The sequence below is a fragment of the Streptomyces sp. NPDC020192 genome, assembly GCF_044388685.1.
Classification (GTDB): Bacteria; Actinomycetota; Actinomycetes; order Streptomycetales; family Streptomycetaceae; genus Streptomyces.
In genome coordinates, this window is record NZ_JBIRXG010000016.1 from 132,311 (window position 1) to 149,781 (window position 17,471).

Consider the following 17,471-nt stretch of genomic DNA (forward strand, 5'->3'; position numbering starts at 1 on the left):
AGAGGTCAGAACAGGGTGTGCTGGTTGGGAGCCACGGCGTGCTCCGGAGACGTAGGAGCAGGGATCTGTCCTGTCCGCTCGTTTTGCAGGTCCCACAATTCACGGAACAGGCCGTCGTGTTCCGCCATGAGTTCAGGGAAGGTGCCGTCCTGGACGACGCGGCCCTTGTTGAGAACCACGATGCGGTCGGCGATCGCCACATTGGTGAGGCGATGCGTGACGAGGACGACCGCGCGGTCCGCTGCGTGCCGGCGCAGGCCGGAGAAGATGCGATGCTCGGCTCTCGGGTCGAGCGCGGCCGTCGGCTCGTCCAGTACGAGCAGGCCGGCTGGCCGGTGGAAAGCTCGCGCGATCGCAACGCGTTGCCACTGCCCACCCGACAGTTCCTGCCCGCCCCACCATTCCTTGGCGAGTAGCGTGTTCAGACCGCTGCGGAGACCGTCAATGACCTCGTCGGCGCCTGCCGCCCGAGCAGCGTCGAGGACACGCTCGTCTCCATCCTTCGTAGGCTGGCCCAGGTTGATGTTCTCCCGGGCCGAGAGCGGCCAGCACGCGAAGCTCTGCGGCACGACAGCGACCAGTGACCAGGCAGCGTGAGCGTTCATGCTCCGGGTATCGATGCCGTCCCAAGCGATCAATCCGCGATCGGGAAGGTACAGCGCCGACAGGAGTTTGCTCAGGGTGGTCTTGCCAGACCCGTTCTCGCCCACGAGTGCCAGGACTTCCCCACGCCGGACTTCCAGGGAAACACCGTCGAGGGCAGGCTGGTCGGCGCTCGGGTATCGGAAAGTGACGTTCTCGGCGCGCACGACCGTGGGCCCAGTGGGGATCTCGGTGCCACGGTTGATGCGGTGGCCACCGGCTTCGTCGATGAAGTCGGCCCAGTCATCCAGATACATTCCAGTACGGAACAGTTGGGCGCCGTAGCCGATGATCCCGTCGAGGCTGGTGCTGACCCGGCTCAGAGCGAGGAAGGCCGTGCCCAGGGCGGCCACGGAGATATGGCCGGTGACCACGAGCAGTCCGAGGGCGGCCCAGACCACGGCGCTGGCGAAGCCGCCTGTAGCGCCGCCGAGCAGCGCGATCTTGGCGCTGCGCAGCGTGGCCTCGTCGGTGGTCTTGTCGATCTCCTTGCCGGTTGCGCGGTATCTGCTCATCAAGAAGCCGGCCATGGTGCTGGACCGGATCTGGTCGGCGGTCTGCTTGTCGACGAGGTACCAGCGCAGCATCGCCAGCAGTCGGCGGTCCTTTGCCGTGGTGCGCGAGGCGATATACGTGACGCGTGCCCCGCGCACGCTCGCCAGGCCCTTGGGCAGGGCGGCGAGGATGAGGAGTGGCAGCAGGATTGGATGAACAGCTGTCAGGGCGCAGAAGGACGCGATCAGTGAAGCGGTTGCTCCGAGGATGTACTGACACTGCGTGAGCAGATCGCGAGAGACCTCGACGCCCCGGTCGGCGGCATCCCAGCGATCGTTGTATCCCGGGTTGTCGTATGCGGCCAGTTCCGCATGTGTCGCTGCGTCCAGCAGTTTCAGTTCGGCTTCGCGGGAGATCCTGGGAGCCAGCCGTGCTGAGAGCGCGGTGGTCGCGGTGCCCAGCAGGGCGCGCAGCCCGATGGCGCCGACCACCACAGCCAGGGAGGGGGCCGCGGCCAGAAGCTGTGCCGTAGACAGGCGCCCGGATGCGATCACAGGCTTGATCACGGCGGTAGTGGCAAGCAGCCCGAAGGCTTCCAGTACCCCGGATGCCACCTCACAGACAAGCAAGGCGATCACGGAGTTGCGATCCACCTGCCAGCCGAGTCCCAAGGCCCGCCGCATCAGTTGCGGCATGCGGTGGGCCATGGCACGCGTCGTGATCGCGTTGGCCGCCTCGAGGCGACGGTCCTCTTGACCGAAGAACTTCAGTTGTTCATCCGGCTGCGCTGTCTTTGTTGCAGACAGGATGTCTTTCTTCGACTGCGCCATCAGCGCCTTACCTCCTGCACCGTGGTGTTCTGGGGCATGGGCATGGCGTGCACGCCGGCGGCTGCGGGCGATTGGCGTGGACCGATCACTGCGTGATCCAAGACGTCTCCCTGAGGGTGGGGAAGGGGCGGGCGACTTTCGACGTACACGCGGACGCGGCTGAGGCGAGCGAGTTCGTCACGAGTCGCTTCCGCCTGCTGAGAGGCTGGAAAGAGCGTCTTCGAGCTCGTCGAGGTGGTTCAGTAGCAGGCGGATCGTGGTCTGTCGCTCCCGCCAGTGCTGCGTCAGATCAGCTTCGGCGGCCGGCGGGAGCTCATATTCGGCGGTCGTGGCGCCGTAGAAGCTGAACAGCATGTACAGCAGTGCAATCCGTGCGCAGGAACGTACCTCCCCCACGGGGAGGCTCGGGTTCTCGGCGAGATACGCGCTGGCCATTGCCAGCGCGCAGGCGATCCACTCCGGACTGTTGGCGACAGTGCGGGGGTCGAAAGCGGCCCTGCCCAGTTCCCAGGCCGGCGTGGCGCGTGCGCCACGAAAGTCGATGACGCCGGTGACGGCATCGGCGAGGACGATCAGGTTGGTTCGGGAGAGGTCCGCGTGCAGGGCCTGTTCCACCAGCTTGCCCGGCAGCCGCCCCCGCAACCGGTGCACATGCTGGTGCAGATCCTCCCGCCGCTGGTCGAGGTCCAGCCGAAGTTGGTCAAGATGATCGTGTCCCTGCCCGAGAGCCGTGGCCAGCACGCTGCCGCACCTCGCCGCGGCGTCTTCGACGCTGCCCGTCCTCCAGCGAGAATGTTGCACCTTCTGTGGCATCGGGTACGCGGCGAGCGCCCGGTGCATGCGCCCCATCACCGCGCCGATGTCTTCAGCCAGGGCAACTGTCATCGCCGTACCGGTCACCCGCCCGGGCACCTCGTCGGTCACTGCCCAGGCACAGCCCTCAGCGATCGTGACGAGATCACCGTCTACGTCCGGCCATACGCGTGGTACCGGGATCCTGGCGGCGCGGCAGAATTCCGACATGTCCCAGGTGCTCCGCGCCGCAGCCACATTCGCGGTGGGCCGGTACTCCTTGACGTACAGCGGCCGTCCGTCCTCGGTCAGGACCCACCGGTTGGTCGTATCGGTGCCCATGTGCACCGGCTCGACCACGCCGACAAAGATCCCGTACCTGTCCTCCAGCACATCAACCATCAGGGCCGCGCCGGCGTCGGGGTCGTTCACGTCCATGACTCGTCCTTGGAATGTGCAGGGCGACGTGCGGTCGCGGTTCCGGAGAAAGCGTTCATGCCCGCCACCCACTCCACGCGCGGCTGCGACTCTCCAGGCGCAGGTTCTCCAGCATGGTGCGCGACGTGGTGTCCGAGGCAACGAGTTCCGGCGCCCGGCCCCACTTGAGAGAGGCCGCCGTCCACCCCCGGTAGGCGTAGACCTCCCTGGCGTGCAGATTCGGACTCACGTGTTGCTTGGCGAACCACCTGCCACCGCCGGGCGCCTGGATCTCCCAGACCGGCGGGCGGATGCTGCCCGGCCTAGGGTGGTCAGCCGCCACGGTGTAGGTGTCGGTCACTGACCCCACCAAACGGTGGAGTGCGTCAGGCATATCGGTCACCTCGATGCCCTTTCGCTCGCCGAGCCGCTCAACCCGGCCTAACTCAATGTGGTCATTTGGATGCCGTGAGTGCCCATCGGTGGTTATGTAGCTTGCCAGGGACCACTGACAACGGGCGCTGAGCTGGGCGTATGGCACCAGCTCAGCGAAGTACCGGCTGAGCAGTACCAGCCCGGATCAGCTCGGCAGGCGCGGGGGTTCCAGATGGACGGGCAGCGTCCGGTGCCCGTTGATCAGGAGGCTCCCCAGGGGTTCGAGGCCGTCGACGGGCACGGCGAGCGCCATGTCCGGGAATCGGTCGAAGAGCGCGGGGAGGACGACTCGCGCCTCGGCACGGGCCAGGGGTGCTCCGAGGCAGAAGTGCGCGCCGTGACCGAAGGAGAGATGCTGCTTGTCCTTCCGCAGGACATCGAACTTCCCTGCGGTTGCGCCGTGCAGGTTGGGGTGGCGGCCTGCTGCTCCGTAGGAGGCCAGAATCGCCTCACCCTGGCGGATCGTGATCCTGCCCGGGAGGTAGATGTCCTCCACGGCGTAGCGCAGAGGCAGGTGCACTGCGGGTGAGGCGTAGCGGAGGGTCTCCTCGACCACGTCGTCCCACGACGCGTTCTCGGCGCGGACGTGGGCCAACTGGTCGGGGTGAGTGAGGAGCGCGGTGACGGCCTGGTCGAGAAGATTGACGGTCGTCTCGTAGCCGGCAGAGATGACCAGCAGCAGGGTGTCGAGGAGTTCCTTCTCGGTGAGGACGGAACCATCACCCTCGTCGTCACGAGCGTTGATGAGCGCCGACGTCAGGTCCTCGCCGGGCTCGGACCGCTTCGCCGCGACGAGTTCGGTGAGGATGCCGTACAACGCGATGTTGTTGGCGTCGGCCTCGTCCTTGACCAGCGTGGTGTCGAAGACTCCTTCGACCACGGTGCGGAACTTGGGCCAGACCTCCTCGGGCAGGCCCATGAGGTCGCCGATGACCTGGATGGGCAAGGGGAAGGCCAGCGCCTCGCGCAGCTCAATGGCCTCGCCGGGCTTGGTCTTGGCCATCTGGTCGATGAGGCGGGTGGTGATCTGTTCGATGCGCGGCACCATCTCGGTCGTGCGTCGCGGCGTGAACGCCTTGCTGACGAGGCGCCGCAGCCGCCGATGGTCGTCGCCGTAGGCGGTGAACATATTGGTCACCCCGACCCACAGGGCCAGCGGCCACGTCTCGGTGACCTCGCCGTTGATGAATGCAGGCCAGTGCTTGCTGGCGTCCTTGGACACCCGCGGATCGTTGAGGAGGCTTTTGAGGATGTAGGGGTCGCTGACCGCCCAGGCGGTCACTCCGAGGATGTCCACGAGCGTGGCGGGGCCGGCTGCGTGGAGGGCGGCTTCTTCTGACGGGCGAGCCCGTCCTGTGGGGTCGAGGACGAGCGGTGCAGGGTGATCCACAGCGGTTCTCCTCAGGTGAGAGCGAGGGGCGGGGTCGGGGCGAATTGGACGGGCAGAGCAGTCAGCGCACGATGGAAGGGGCCGGGGCGATAGGCGAGCTGCTCGACCGGGATGGCCAACTCCATCTCGGGTAGGGCATCGAGGATCTGCTCGATGGCCACCTGCGCGGTCAGGTATGCGAGCGGCTGGGCGGGGCAGGCGTGAGGGCCGGCGCTCCATGTCAGGTGCGATCGATTGCCTGCGGGGTAGTTGGAGGCAATGGCGGGATCGTTGTTGCAGGCGGCCATGCTGATCACGACCGGCTGATGGGCCGGAAGGACGACGCCGTCCACCTCGACCGGGAACGGTGGGTAGGACAGGCAGTAGTTCGAGGCCGGTGGGTCGACGAAGAGCAGTTCGTCGAGGGCGTCGCGGACGCTGAGGCTCCCTCGCAGGATGTCGGCGGAGTACCGGGCGTCACTGAGAATCAGCCGCAGGGTATTGGCGATCAGGTTCGACAGGGGCTCGATGCCAGCGCCGTAGAGAGTGACCAGCTGGTGCGTCAATTCGGTGCTGTCGAGCCGGGCTTGGTGCATCAGCAGGCCGGTGGTGATGTCCGTGCCGGGGTGGCGGCGTTTCAGGCCGATGAGCTCGGTGAGCGCCTCGGCGAGCATGATGTTGCCTTCCTCAGCGTTCACCCCTTCGAAGACGGCGGCCATGCCGACGGCAACACGCTGGCCGATCTCAGGCGGGCATCCCAGGATCGCGTTGAGAACCTGGAAGACCAGGGGGTGCGCGTACTGCGTAAGCAGGTCAGCTCGGCCAGCGACGCAGATCTGGTTGATCAGGGGTAGGGCAAGCTGCTGCACCGTGGTGTGCAGGGTGTGCTGGCGGACACGGCCGAGGGCATCGACGTTCGCCGTCCGGTACCGGGCGTGGGTTGTTCCCACACTGCGTAGCGCGTTAGGCCGGTGCTCCACCATCGGCAGAAGCGGGCAGTGGGCGGGTACGGTCTGCTGCCAAACGCGGGGGTCGGCCGGGAAACGCTCGGGGTCGTGGAGGATGCGGACCGCGGTGTGGTAGCCGATCACGAGGGTCGCAGGCACGTCCGGGTCGAGGTAGACCGGGGCCAGCGATCCGTACCACTCGCGCATCTGCGCGTAGGCGGCGTACGGATCGGCCGCGAATTCGGGCGTGTACATCGGGAAGCGGTACTGCTCGGCATGGGCCGGGTACCCCGGAGGGGGCGACGAGGGCAACGCATTCACGAGAGGTGCTCCAGGCGGCGGAATCGGTGGAGGTATTCGACAAGGGCAATCAGCGCGCGGATCGAGGACGACTCGTCGCGCGCGTCGCAGGCCGTGAGCACGACGTCGTCCTCAAGGGCAAGGGCTTGCCGGATCTCGGCCAGGGAGTAACGAGGGGCACCGTCGAACTCGTTGACGGCTACCGCGAAGGGGAGGCCACGTTCCTCGAACAGGCCCAGAACCTCGTCGGAGTCCTCCAGCCGGCGGGTGTCGACCAGGATCAGGGCGCCCAGTGCCCCGCGGAAGAGGTGCTCCCAAAAGGGCGTGAACCGGTTCTGGCCGGGGGTGCCGAAGATGTACAACGCCAACTGCTGGCTGAGAGTGCGCCGGCCGAAGTCGAAGGCCACCGTCGTCTCGGTCTTGCCAGGCAGACCCTTGAGGTCGTCGATGCCGACGCTTGCCTGCGTGATCGGCTCTTCGGTACGCAACGGCGTGATCTCCGAGACGCTGCCGACCAGTGTCGTCTTGCCCGCCCCGAAGTGACCGGCGACAAGGATCTTCGCCGACCGAGTCACCGTGGTGGGCAGGTAGACGTACTCAGACGAGAGCACGGAGTCCATCGAGTACTTCCTTCAGAATGTCGATGCTCGGGGCGTCGTCGGCCGGTGCAGGAGTGGCCAGGTGACCGGTGTCGAGAAGGCCGGAGACCACGATGAGCGCCACGGTCGGAGGTAGGTCCAGGAGCGAGGCGATCTCGGCTACCGACAGAGGGCCGCTGCACAGGCGCATCACCCGGACGGCCTCATTGTCGAGGCCCTGCAGCGGTCGGTCCGCGGCGCGCACCAGGGACGTCAACTCCAGATCGTCGCGGGACGGAGTTGAGCGTCCTCTGGTTCTGACATAGGCCCGGATCATGTCCGGGTCGCGCCGCAGCCCGCTCATGGCCGGGCGCTTCCTTCACCGCTCTGCTGCCGCGGCGGGCTGACCAGTTCGTTGCCGAGGCGTCCAGCGACTTCGTTCATTCGGTGCGTGACGACCCCAGCGTCTGCGGAAGCGGTGGTGACGACCGCCAGCAGGGTGTTCATGCCGGCCGTCTTGACGAAGATGAATCCGTCATCGAACTCGCCCACCACCTGGCGCAGACCGTTGTTCTTCCCGCCACAGAACGGGGCCAAGGCCGCGCCGATCGAGTGGAAGCCGCTGGCTGAGGCGGCAACGGTGTCCGCATCGTCGCGATCCACCGACTCTGAATGGGCCATGAGCAGGCCGTCCGCGGCCAGCAGGACGACGTAACGGGCCTCCGGCATGTCCGCGAGGTCATTGAGCATCCAGCCGAGCCTGTTGTTGGCTCCGTTCGCCTGCGTTGTCATTAGTCTGACGACCTCGCTTCCTGTGTCTGCGCAGCCGACGCCCGACTGCTTCTGCTGCTCTGCTGCCAGGCGCCGAAGACGTCGGCCCGAGCCGGCGCTGTGCTCGTACGCCCCACTGGCGTGGGCTGCTGCCCGCCCGCGGCACGGCGGCGTCGGATCTGCAGCCCGTTCTCCGTCACCGCAGGCTGGGCGCTTGCTGGGACGGCAGCGGGCTGGGCCGTTTGCGGCTCGGTCGGGACCTGGGTGAGCAAGACCTCGGGAATGAACACCGAGGCGCGCATGCCGCCGTAGCGATTCGGTCCCGACAAGGCGACGTCGATGCCGTACCGGCGCGCAAGGAGAGCGATCACCGGGAACCCGACCTTCGGGTAGGCCTCCATGGCCAGGATGTCGACCTGGTGGCGGCCTTCCAACATCTGCCGCGCCCGCTCCAACTCCTCATCGCTCATGCGTTTGCCGGCGTCGTCGATGAGGAGCGTCACCCCATGATGGCCGGGCTGGGTGCTCACCTCGACGTACGTTTGTGGCGGCGAATAGCGTGCGGCGTTGTCCAGCAGGTGACTCAGGATGAGTCTGACCGGTCCGACCATGCGGCTGATGACTGCTTGGTCGCCGGTGTACGGCTGAACGCGCGCGTAGTCGCGGATGGCGCCCTGGGCCGCGCCAACAACATCAGTCAGTGTGCTCGCCGGCCACCTCTGCCCCAGCAGCCCCCCGGCCAGCACGACGTACGACTGTGCCTGGTGGAGCATCTGCTGCACACCGTGATCGATCCTGGTCAGTGTCGCAAAGACGGCATCGCCGTGGTGCCGACGGAGGCCCTGCGCGATCTCGCTGCTCACGTCGATGCCCACGCTCACCATGGCCGTGGCGAAAGACTTCACGGCGACGCGAGTCGCGTCCCGGGCCTCGTCTTCAACTTGGCGTCTCGTCGCGAGTGCGGTCTCGGTCTGCACTCGGTGAAGATCGGCCACGTACAGTTTGGCCAGCACCCGCAGGTCGGCCAGGAAGTCGGAGTCGGCCAGACGATCAGGAACGTCGAACTCCGCCGCTGTGGCCTGCTGCGCCTGCAGGGTGGACGCAAGAGAGTTCAGGCCGCGGGAGACGATGTTGTGCAGTGCCTGATCCCGTGCTGCGACCTCCTCTTGCCAGCGGGCGGCTCGGGCTCGGCAATGCACGGCCAGTCCGACGACGGCGGCGAACACAGCGGCCCAGACCAAGGACACCGCGACGGCTATCTCGTGTCTCATCAGTTCTCTCACTGGGATCGAAGGAGCGGCGAAGCAGAGTGGGAGCAGCGGGCAAGCGTGGGCGCTCACCGACGGGGGACCGACTAGACCTTGATCGAGCTGATCATCTGGGCGAGGCTCGCTACGAACTTCGAGACCGTCGGAGCAAGCGAGGAACTGGCGAGGTAGAAGCCGAACAGCGTGCAGACGACGGCATGCCCGGCCTTCAACCCGCCCTTCTTGACGAGCAAGAACGTGATGATCCCCAGAAGGACAACCGCCGAGACGCTAACTGCCACGCCGCTCTCCGACGCTGCGGACGCCGGCGGACCGCGTCAGGGACAGCCAATGCAGGAGGGCAGGAGCGTCCGTGCACGCATACCCGGCGTCGGGTGGGAACAGCCAAACTCCCGAGCAACGCGAATAGGTCATCCCCGGGCCGTCGGGCGTGCATTCCCACACACCTGCACGACACACTGTCTGGGGTGCGTGCCAACGGTATGCCGTGTCTGATTCGACCGGGATGTGAATCCGGGCGTGTGAGATGCAGCAGAGAACCGGGCCAACCGGCCATCCCCCCTTGCGGACGGCCTCTACCGCACGAAGTCCAACACCGAGCCCTGTCTGTACCACGTCGACGACGCCCAGCTGCGGCAGTGGACGCGGCGCGAGTTGGATCCCCCACGGGAGTTCGGCCTGAGCGGGAGACGGCTGCCTCACCCACGGTAAGAGGGGCTGGGATTGCGGCTGATTCCAGCCATGTGGCGACACAACGGAAGCGGCCGGCCGCTGAGGAGTGCAAGGATCAAAGGCAGCGTCAACTCGGCCTTGAGTGACAATCACCGGGTTCTCCTGTACGTCCAAACGCATCGACTGAGCCGCTTGACCAAGTAACTTCAGTCACAAGGACGTTGGCTGGACCCCAAGACTGTTCACTGAATGACGATTACGCACATTCCCACGGTGATATCACTCTGGTGATCCCGGGCCCAGAAAAGACTGGCGCACCGCACGCACTCGCTTACGGGAGGCAAGAGTGCTTCAGCAGACGCAGCGACGCTGCGATCGATGCGGCTGCACCCTGAGCCAGTACAACACGGATTCGCTGTGTGCCACCTGCGCACGGTCACAACCGACCTGGGAAGTGCATACCCCAACCGTCCCGGAGCACGTCTGGCTCGACCCAGACGTCCGTAGCGCGCTCGCGAGCTTGGACTTCGGTCGGGCCAGCCGCCTCATCCGACTTCGCGGTGGCCTCCGCCAAGAAGACATGGCCCAGATCACCGGCCTGAGTCAGGCGTTTCTGTCCATGCTGGAGAAAGGCAGCCGCCGCCTCACCAACATCGACAAGATCATCGAGTTCCTGTCAGGCCTCGGTGTGCCCGCTCAGCTCGTCGCCCTGCCGCTTCCACACGCACCTGGGCCGACCGTCCAGGAGCCGGCAGTCCAGTTCGTCGGCGACGCTGATCCGAGCCTGCCCTGGACCGCGGCTCGTATGGTGGCAGCACTGGATACCGCGGTAGGAGGCAGCGCGATGGACCGTCGACGATTCCTCACTGCAAGCGGCGTCGCGCTCACTGCGTTCGTCAACGCCTGGGACACGGCCGAGGCTGAGCCTCTCGGAAGGGCGGCAGAGGGAAGCCGCCTCGCCAACGACTTGCTCGACGGATTGCAACGCACCACCGACAGCCTGCGGACCATGGATGCGAGCGACGGCAGCGGCACCCTCACGGCCCTCGGCGACCGCCACCTCCAGTTCCTGAAGTATCTGGCGGAGGAAACGTCGTACGACGAGGCGACAGGCCGCCAGCTGGCCGCGATCATCGCCGATACCGCTACACAGGTCGGCTGGTTCGTCTTCGACTCCGGCGACCGGGACCGCCCGCTCAGCTACCTCTTCGCCGCGCTCCGGGCAGCGAAAGCCTCCCAGGACATACGCCTCGGTGCCGGCGCCCTCTCCTACATTGCGATCCACGCGTACTCCACCGGCGCTCCGCACCACGCCGTGACAGCAGCACAGCGCGCCCGGGACAAGATCAGGAAGCTCGGCATGCCGGCACTGGAGGCAATGCTCCTGACCCGGCAGGCGCGAGGGCACGCCAAGCTCGGCGAGCGTCAGGCGGCCCTGGCCGCGCTCGGCCGAGCTGCTGATCTCTGCGCCCAGGGCCGCTCCGAACACGATCCGCACTGGCTGTACTGGATCAACGAGGGCGAGATCCACGGGCAGACAGGCAGCTGCTTCCTCGACCTCGGGGACCCGAGCAGCGCCGTCGCCAGCTTCACCAAGGCCCGGAAGGCACTCAACCCGGCAGACCATCGAACCCGGGGCCTGTTCCTGTCACGGGCCGCAACCGCCCACATCGAGGAAGGTGACGTCGAAGCCGGGTGCGCTGCGGCGCACGAGGCACTTGACCTCGCATCGAAACTCCAGTCGGCACGGCTCGACAACCACATCGTGAGCATGATCGATCAGCTCGGCTCCGTTGGACACAGCCCGTACGCTCAGGACGTACTGGAACGGCGTGCCGCCATGCTGGCAACAGGGAGCTGACCTTGACCGACGCATCGCAGATACTCGTGCTGTGGGACATCGACCGCACTCTCTTGTATGTCGGTGACATCGACCGCCAGGTCTACCGAGAGACCTTCGCCGAAATCGTCGGCCGGCCCGCGGAACATCTCCCGGCCCGTGGCACTGGCGTCACCATGCCCCTCGCGATCCGATCGCTCCTCACCGACAACGGCGTCCCCGAACCGCAGGTCCCTCACCTGCTCCCGCGCATGGTGGAACTCCTGCCGCAGCGGCTGGCCGCACACACAGAGGACCTCCGTCACCACGGCGTCCTCCTTCCTGGTGCCGTTGCCGCTCTCAGAAGCGTGCATGCACAACCGGGATACGTGTCGACCGTTGTCACGGGAAACCTCAAGCCCAACGCCCTCCTGAAATTGCAGGCATTCGACCTCACCGGACTCCTGGACACAGAGATCGGCGGCTACTCCTCCGACAACGACCACCGTCCAGCTCTCGTCGCTGTGGCGCAGAACCGCGCTCAGGCCAAGCACGGTGCAGCCTTCACCCGCGCCAACACCGTCATCATCGGCGACTCCCTCGAAGACGTCCGTACCGGTCTCGAAGGCGGAGCACCTGTGATCGGAGTTGCCTCCGGAAAGACCTCCGCTGCCGAGTTGTCCTCCGCTGGAGCCGATCTCGTACTCGAAAGCCTGGAAGACGTCCCCAAGCTCATGGAGGCCATCAGCACAGTGGCCCGCTGACCGCCCCGGAAGCGCCTGCTCGTATAACAACCGTGATACCGGCACCCCGGCGTCCGCACGTACGCTGCCATTCGCATACGAGAAACGGGGGTCCGATGTCGAAGAACCCTCGGACATGCGCTGACTGCGGATGCCGACTGAGCCAGTACAACCTGGACGAGCGGTGTGCGGCTTGCGCCCGGGACAGGAGACTCGAAGTTCTCCCCGGCCCCCGCATCCCAGCCGGTGTCTTGGCGGACGTCCAGGTCCAGACTGCTATCGCAAACCGGGACTTCGGCCGTGTGAGTCGTCTCATCCGGGCAGAGGCCGGAATCCGGCAGGACGAGATGGCGTCCATGACCGGACTCAGCCAGAGCTTTCTGTCGATGCTTGAGGCCGGCAGACGACGCTTAACCAACCTCGACAAGGCCGCCCGCTTCCTCAAGGGCATCGGGGTGCCAGACAATCTACTGACCCCGACGCTTCGCGAACACCGGCCACATCCCCTACCCGCCCCTGCACAAAATGGACCGGAAAGCATCGAGAACGGTGACGTGGCGAGCGCCACCACGGACCTGAACCACCTCGCGGCCCAGGCAGCCGCGCATTCCCTTCACTTCGCCGACGACATCACGATGAGTAACGTCAGCGACGTCGAACTCGAAGGGCTTGAGGCCACGCTGACTCAGATCGCCAGCGACTACGTCCACGCCCCGCTGCACCAGATCTTCGTCGACCTCGTCACAACACGAGATTGCCTCTTCTCGCTGCTGAACGGCCGCCAGCCACTCGCCCAGACCCGGGAGCTGCTGCTCCTCGCCGGCACGAGTTGTCTGCTCCTCGCACACGCGTCGCAGAACCTCGGCGACGAAGGCGCCGCCGTCGCTCAACTGCAATCGGCCTGGACTTTCGCGGAACAGTCCGACCACAACGACCTGCGGGCGTGGGTGAAGGGCACAGCCGCCCTCATCGCGGAGTGGTCATCGCGACGGCAGACCGCGCTCGACTACACGCGACAGGCTATCCACCTTGCCTCCGGTGGAGAGACGCGCATCCGGGTCGCAGCAATCGAGGCCCGTGCAGCAGCGCGCATAGGCGACCGACATACGGCCATGGCCGCCCTTGAGGAACTCAAACGCGCCCGAGAGCAGGATGCGGCCAGCGATGCGCTCACCCGGTTCGGAGGCCTGCTCACGTTCCCCGAAGCGAAACAGCACTACTACATCGGCGGAACCTTCGCACTCCTCGGGGAGTACCGGCCTGCCGAACAGCACGCTCTGACCGCCATCGAACTGTACGAGAACGGACCGCAGGAGCACAGGTCGTACGGGGACGAGGCATTGGCACGTCTCGACGTCGTGACAGCGCGAATCGCTGCCGGTGAACTGGAAGGGGCCGAAGAGCAACTCCGGCCCCTCCTGGACCTCCCGCCAGACCGGCGGATCAGGCAACTCGGCGACGCCATGCAAACAGTGGCTAGGCTGCTGGAGGAACCCAGGCTCGCTCGCAGCCCCCTCGCACGAGAACTTGCGGACGCGACCCGCGGCTACCAGGCGCTCGACACCCGAACGAAAGTCATAGTTCCATGACCATGACGGTCTCTCCCGAGTCTGCCGCCCGTCAGGCCTGCCGGGCGTCAGGCCTGGCAGACCGATCCCTCACCCAACTTCACCAGCACGCCACATCCGTGTTTCTACTCCTTGACGCAGGCCTCGTCGTGCGGGTCAGCCCGGCCACTCAGCTGCAGCGGCTCGAGACCGCCGTGACCCTGACTCGCTGGCTTGTCGCGAACGGCTTCCCCGCGACCGAGCCAGCGGATCTTCCACAGCCTGTGGCATACGAACCGTACGTGGTGACGTTCTGGCGCCACTATCCGCAACCGGAGGGCGGACTGCCGTCGGCAGGCCGATTGGGTGGCCTACTACGGGCCTTCCACTCCCTGCCTGCGCCACCGATCACTCTTCCGCAGTTTCAGCCCCTCTCGTCATTCAAGGACGCAGTGGAGTCGAGTGTCGGTCTGGAGCCGACTCAGCGTGAATGGCTGGCTGTACGGCGGGAGGAGCTCCTGGACGCGTACGAAGAGCTAGATTTCCCACTGGGGCACGGGCACATCCATGGTGACGCCTACCCCGGCAACACTCTGTGGGATCAATGCAGCGTAAAACTCGGCGATTGGGACGAAGCGGCATTCGGGCCTCGCGAGATCGACCTGGCTAACACCTTCCAAGGGGTGCGTTTCGGGCGCACTGCGGAAGAACTTGATGAATTCAGCAATCAGTACGGATACGACATCAGTCGGTGGCCTGGACTCCGCGTCCTTTGTGAAATTCGAGACCTCCATACTCTCGGCTCCTATATTCGACGCGCAGACCGCGGAGATTCCGCTGCGAGGCGGCAGCTGTCGCATCGCATAGAGACGCTCAGGAACCGTGAGGTTCAAGCTCAATGGAACGTTGCCTGACGCATTGGGTGCCAGGCGCGTGACTCCGCGTTTCGCGCCCACGCCATCTGCGGAGCAGCGGGTTCCTCGTGAGCCTGTTCCGCTTCCCAAGTGAGCTCCGCGGTGACGATCCGGTGCATGAGCGTGTGGGAAATCGGGCGATTTGGCCACCTGGACTGCTGAAGGCAGGGCAGGCTGTGGCCTGGTCAGGTCTCTCTCGTCCTCAAGGAACACGTCATGACTTACAGCGCGCCCGTTGCTTCAGCAGGGGTCACCTACACCGATGGCTGCTATCGATCGGTGATCGGTGTCCATTTGATCTTGCAGCGCGAAGGCAGGGTCCTGCTCGGGCTCAGGGCGGGTACGGGCTGGCGGGATGGGCACTACCACGTGCCTGCCGGCCATCTTGAAGCCGGCGAGACTGCCACGGCCGCCGCGGTGCGTGAGGCGGAAGAGGAACTTGGCTTGAGCCTGCGGGAGCAGGATCTGGAACTGGTGCACACCGTCCACCACTGGACGGCGGACGACGATCCGCGCCTCCAGTTGTTCTTCTTGGTGCACTTCTGGGATGGGGAACCGGTCAATGCAGAGCCGCACAAATGTGCACATCTCGGCTGGTATCCCCTCGGGGATCTACCTGAACCCATGGTCGACTTCACTGCCGCCGCCCTGAAGGCGATTCCCCAGGGGATCACCTTCTCCTGCGTCGGCTGGCCCGAATCACCCAGTGACGCCTAGTTCGGTCGGCGCCGGGCGGGGCGGACCCTTGAGTGGTTGCCCCGCCCGAGATCGTTTAGGCGGTGAAGACGAGTTCAGACTCGGCGAGGATGTCCCGGCCGAGGACTGCCAGGTAGACCTCGTCGACACTGCCGTAAGAGGCCTGGGCGATGTCGAGGCCCAGGGCTGTGGCAGCCTCGCGTACCGCGTTCTCGTCCGGCCCTTCGACCTCAAGGAAGGTGGGAAGGTCGGGCCAGGTGTCGATGTCGAAAGTGACGCCATTGAGCTTCCACTCTTCGCGGTAGTTCTCCTGGTAGCGCAGAGCCGTGAATCCCATTGCCTCCAGTAGCGTCTTCGTCGCGTCGAATTCGCCGACCTCCACCTCGGCTTCCAGGGTCGTGTCGATTGCCGCGACTTCCGACGTGACCTGCTTGTAGGTAAGGAACGTCTTCGCACCCTGCTGCCGCAAGCGCAGCCAACCGCCGCGGGCCTCGATGTCGTCGTTCTTGAAAACGATCCGCCGCATGAGGGTGCGGGGCATGGTGCACGTGGCGGAACGCGATGTCAGATGCTCAGTGATCTTCGTGACATCGACTTCGAGGAACCGCGCTTCGAATTCAGTCTTCATCGTTCTCTTCCTGCTGGTGGGTCGCGATGATCAGGCCCATGCGGTGGACATGTTGGTGCAGTTGCTCGACGTGGGGTGCTTCGAGGAACGGCGGCGTATACGTCTCCCAGTCGATCGTCCAGCCGGGGAAGTGGTGCCGCATTCCTCCTTCCTCCGGATAGTGCTCCAAGGTCAGGTGGCGTGGCTCGACGGGCATCATGTACTCGGCACCGAACACGCCGCCGTGTGGCCGGCACAGGCTCTTCATTGTGGCGACGAACTCGCCCAGGGGCCGGCGATGGTTGATGCTGTAGTGCCACGAGCAGCTAGTCCAGACGGCATCCGACGGTTCCAACTCGGCTGTCAGGTCGAGGATATCGGCCTCGACGATCTCGACAAGGTTCGAGAAGCCCTCTTCAGCCAGCCGCTTCCTCAGGCCAGACATGGTGGACTCCACGCCCCCGGGCAGGACGACTGGGCCGCCGTTGAGCGCAGTCGTGTTGCGCTCTATGGCAACGACGCGGATCCCGCGTCGGACCAAGGGCAGCACGAACTTGCCGTCAGAGGCGCCCACGACGCACACCGATTTGGCCCCGCGCTCCTTGATCAGACTGAGGAACAGCGGGAAGAACGTTCGGGTCTCTTGCCAGAGACTGCGCGTGATCGCCATCTCAACTCACCCTCGCCGTCTCGTACACCACGTCCGGGATCCCGGCAGCGAACTCGTCATCAGACCGTGGCTCATACCTGATCACCTGCTCGGCCTTGTCCCAGCGGAAGGCGTTCACGTCTCGGCCGACCGCCTTGCAGGACACGGTCAGAGCGCCGCGCGGGTCTGATTCGATACGGTCAAGCCACCCGCCGGCCACCAGGTTGGAGCACTGCTCGCCCGCAGGCTCAGGGGACAGATCTGAGTCGTAGATGACTTGGATCCCCAGGCAGGCTTCCCTGATCTGCTGGTGAAGGTCGGCGTACCGGTCGATGTCGACGACTTCGAGGTCCGGGTGCTTGGCCGCGTTGCCCACGAGCCGCAGTGCGTGGAGCTTCAGCTCCGTCACCCCATGCTCTTCGAGCATCCTCGCGAGCGGCGCCACGTCGTCCAGAGTGCTGTCCGTCACGGTCATGGTGGCGCCAGTGGTCAGTCCGAGGCCGACGGCAAGGTCGATCATCTCGATGGCGCCCTCGAAGCTGCCACGCTGTCGGATCAGGTCGTGGTGGAGCATGAGGCCGTCGAGGGATACGCGGAACTTGTCTATCGAGGGGGCGATCGCCTCGATCCTCGACCGGAAGCCGCGGTGTCCGTTCGTGCAGATCTCGACGTCAAGCCCGATCTGCTTGGCGTACGCACTCACCTCCGCGATGTGCGGGTACAGCAGGGGCTCCCCGCCCAGAAGCGTCACGGCATCGAGCCGGTACACCTCGCGGAAGTGGTCCAGGATGCTGCGGGCCTCGTCGAGTTCGAACTGGTCCGGCTCTTTGAGTAGCTCCCCGTGGAAGCAGTGCTTGCACGTGTAGTTGCAGCGGTAGAGAAGCTGCAGGTAGAGCATCCGAACGCGGGTGATCCCTGCGACCTGGTCGAGCATGGTCCTCAGCTCCTTGATGAGGGGGGACGGCGCAGCGCCCCACAGC

At 65.6% G+C, this 17,471-nt stretch carries 17 protein-coding genes; 5 read left to right on the top strand and 12 right to left on the bottom strand.

The window, feature by feature from the left end; genetic code table 11:
• Positions 1-5: 5 nt before the first annotated feature.
• The 9 genes from ACH47Z_RS28735 to ACH47Z_RS28775 form a co-directional block, all read right to left on the bottom strand.
• A complete protein-coding gene (locus tag ACH47Z_RS28735; protein WP_399078655.1) occupies positions 6-1,967 on the bottom strand; it encodes an ABC transporter ATP-binding protein in 1,962 nt (653 codons plus the stop codon).
• Between the two features lie 177 nt (positions 1,968-2,144).
• Positions 2,145-3,197: a phosphotransferase enzyme family protein gene (locus ACH47Z_RS28740; RefSeq protein WP_399078657.1), complete on the bottom strand. Its 1,053-nt coding sequence runs from the start codon at positions 3,195-3,197 to the stop codon at positions 2,145-2,147.
• Positions 3,198-3,756: 559 nt separating this feature from the next.
• Positions 3,757-5,001 carry a cytochrome P450 gene (locus ACH47Z_RS28745; protein WP_399078659.1) on the bottom strand — a complete coding sequence of 415 codons (1,245 nt, stop codon included), beginning with the start codon at positions 4,999-5,001 and terminating at the stop codon, positions 3,757-3,759.
• Between the two features lie 11 nt (positions 5,002-5,012).
• Positions 5,013-6,182 carry a cytochrome P450 gene (locus ACH47Z_RS28750; protein WP_399078661.1) on the bottom strand — a complete coding sequence of 390 codons (1,170 nt, stop codon included), beginning with the start codon at positions 6,180-6,182 and terminating at the stop codon, positions 5,013-5,015.
• Positions 6,183-6,244: 62 nt separating this feature from the next.
• Positions 6,245-6,847, bottom strand: coding sequence for a GTP-binding protein (locus ACH47Z_RS28755; RefSeq protein WP_399078663.1), 603 nt, complete (start codon positions 6,845-6,847; stop codon positions 6,245-6,247).
• The gene (locus tag ACH47Z_RS28760) at positions 6,825-7,169 is read right to left on the bottom strand and encodes a DUF742 domain-containing protein (RefSeq protein WP_399078665.1); all 345 of its coding nucleotides are present in this window, start codon (positions 7,167-7,169) and stop codon (positions 6,825-6,827) included. Before ACH47Z_RS28760 ends, ACH47Z_RS28755 begins: the two co-directional genes overlap by 23 nt.
• Positions 7,166-7,555, bottom strand: a complete 390-nt coding sequence (locus ACH47Z_RS28765; protein ID WP_399078668.1) for a roadblock/LC7 domain-containing protein — start codon at positions 7,553-7,555, stop codon at positions 7,166-7,168. The genes ACH47Z_RS28760 and ACH47Z_RS28765 overlap by 4 nt, the downstream gene beginning before the upstream one ends.
• Before the next feature lie 41 nt (positions 7,556-7,596).
• Positions 7,597-8,847, bottom strand: a complete 1,251-nt coding sequence (locus tag ACH47Z_RS28770; RefSeq protein WP_399078670.1) for an ATP-binding protein — start codon at positions 8,845-8,847, stop codon at positions 7,597-7,599.
• Positions 8,848-8,930: 83 nt separating this feature from the next.
• On the bottom strand, positions 8,931-9,125 hold the full coding sequence (locus ACH47Z_RS28775) for a hypothetical protein (protein ID WP_399078672.1): 195 nt from the start codon (positions 9,123-9,125) through the stop codon (positions 8,931-8,933).
• An 845-nt stretch (positions 9,126-9,970) separates the two neighbouring features.
• Between ACH47Z_RS28775 and ACH47Z_RS28780 the strand changes: the two genes are divergently transcribed.
• The 5 genes from ACH47Z_RS28780 (at position 9,971) to ACH47Z_RS28800 (ending at position 15,256) form a co-directional block, all read left to right on the top strand.
• Positions 9,971-11,377, top strand: coding sequence for a helix-turn-helix domain-containing protein (locus tag ACH47Z_RS28780; RefSeq protein WP_399078835.1), 1,407 nt, complete (start codon positions 9,971-9,973; stop codon positions 11,375-11,377).
• A gap of 2 nt (positions 11,378-11,379) precedes the next feature.
• Positions 11,380-12,099, top strand: a complete 720-nt coding sequence (locus ACH47Z_RS28785) for an HAD family hydrolase (protein WP_399078674.1) — start codon at positions 11,380-11,382, stop codon at positions 12,097-12,099.
• 95 nt (positions 12,100-12,194) lie between these two features.
• On the top strand, positions 12,195-13,667 hold the full coding sequence (locus tag ACH47Z_RS28790) for a helix-turn-helix domain-containing protein (RefSeq protein WP_399078676.1): 1,473 nt from the start codon (positions 12,195-12,197) through the stop codon (positions 13,665-13,667).
• A complete protein-coding gene (locus tag ACH47Z_RS28795; protein ID WP_399078679.1) occupies positions 13,664-14,539 on the top strand; it encodes a phosphotransferase family protein in 876 nt (291 codons plus the stop codon). The genes ACH47Z_RS28790 and ACH47Z_RS28795 overlap by 4 nt, the downstream gene beginning before the upstream one ends.
• Before the next feature lie 216 nt (positions 14,540-14,755).
• On the top strand, positions 14,756-15,256 hold the full coding sequence (locus tag ACH47Z_RS28800; RefSeq protein WP_399078682.1) for an NUDIX domain-containing protein: 501 nt from the start codon (positions 14,756-14,758) through the stop codon (positions 15,254-15,256).
• A 55-nt stretch (positions 15,257-15,311) separates the two neighbouring features.
• Here ACH47Z_RS28800 and ACH47Z_RS28805 read toward each other — a convergent pair whose 3' ends face one another.
• From ACH47Z_RS28805 to ACH47Z_RS28815, 3 genes are read right to left on the bottom strand one after another with little or no spacing between them, the layout of a single operon-like run.
• A complete protein-coding gene (locus ACH47Z_RS28805) occupies positions 15,312-15,863 on the bottom strand; it encodes a class IV adenylate cyclase (RefSeq protein ID WP_399078684.1) in 552 nt (183 codons plus the stop codon).
• Positions 15,853-16,512, bottom strand: a complete 660-nt coding sequence (locus ACH47Z_RS28810; RefSeq protein WP_399078686.1) for a class I SAM-dependent methyltransferase — start codon at positions 16,510-16,512, stop codon at positions 15,853-15,855. The genes ACH47Z_RS28805 and ACH47Z_RS28810 overlap by 11 nt, the downstream gene beginning before the upstream one ends.
• A gap of 1 nt (position 16,513) precedes the next feature.
• Complete coding sequence (locus tag ACH47Z_RS28815) at positions 16,514-17,425, bottom strand: radical SAM protein (protein WP_399078688.1); 912 nt, start codon at positions 17,423-17,425, stop codon at positions 16,514-16,516.
• Positions 17,426-17,471: the final 46 nt, after the last annotated feature.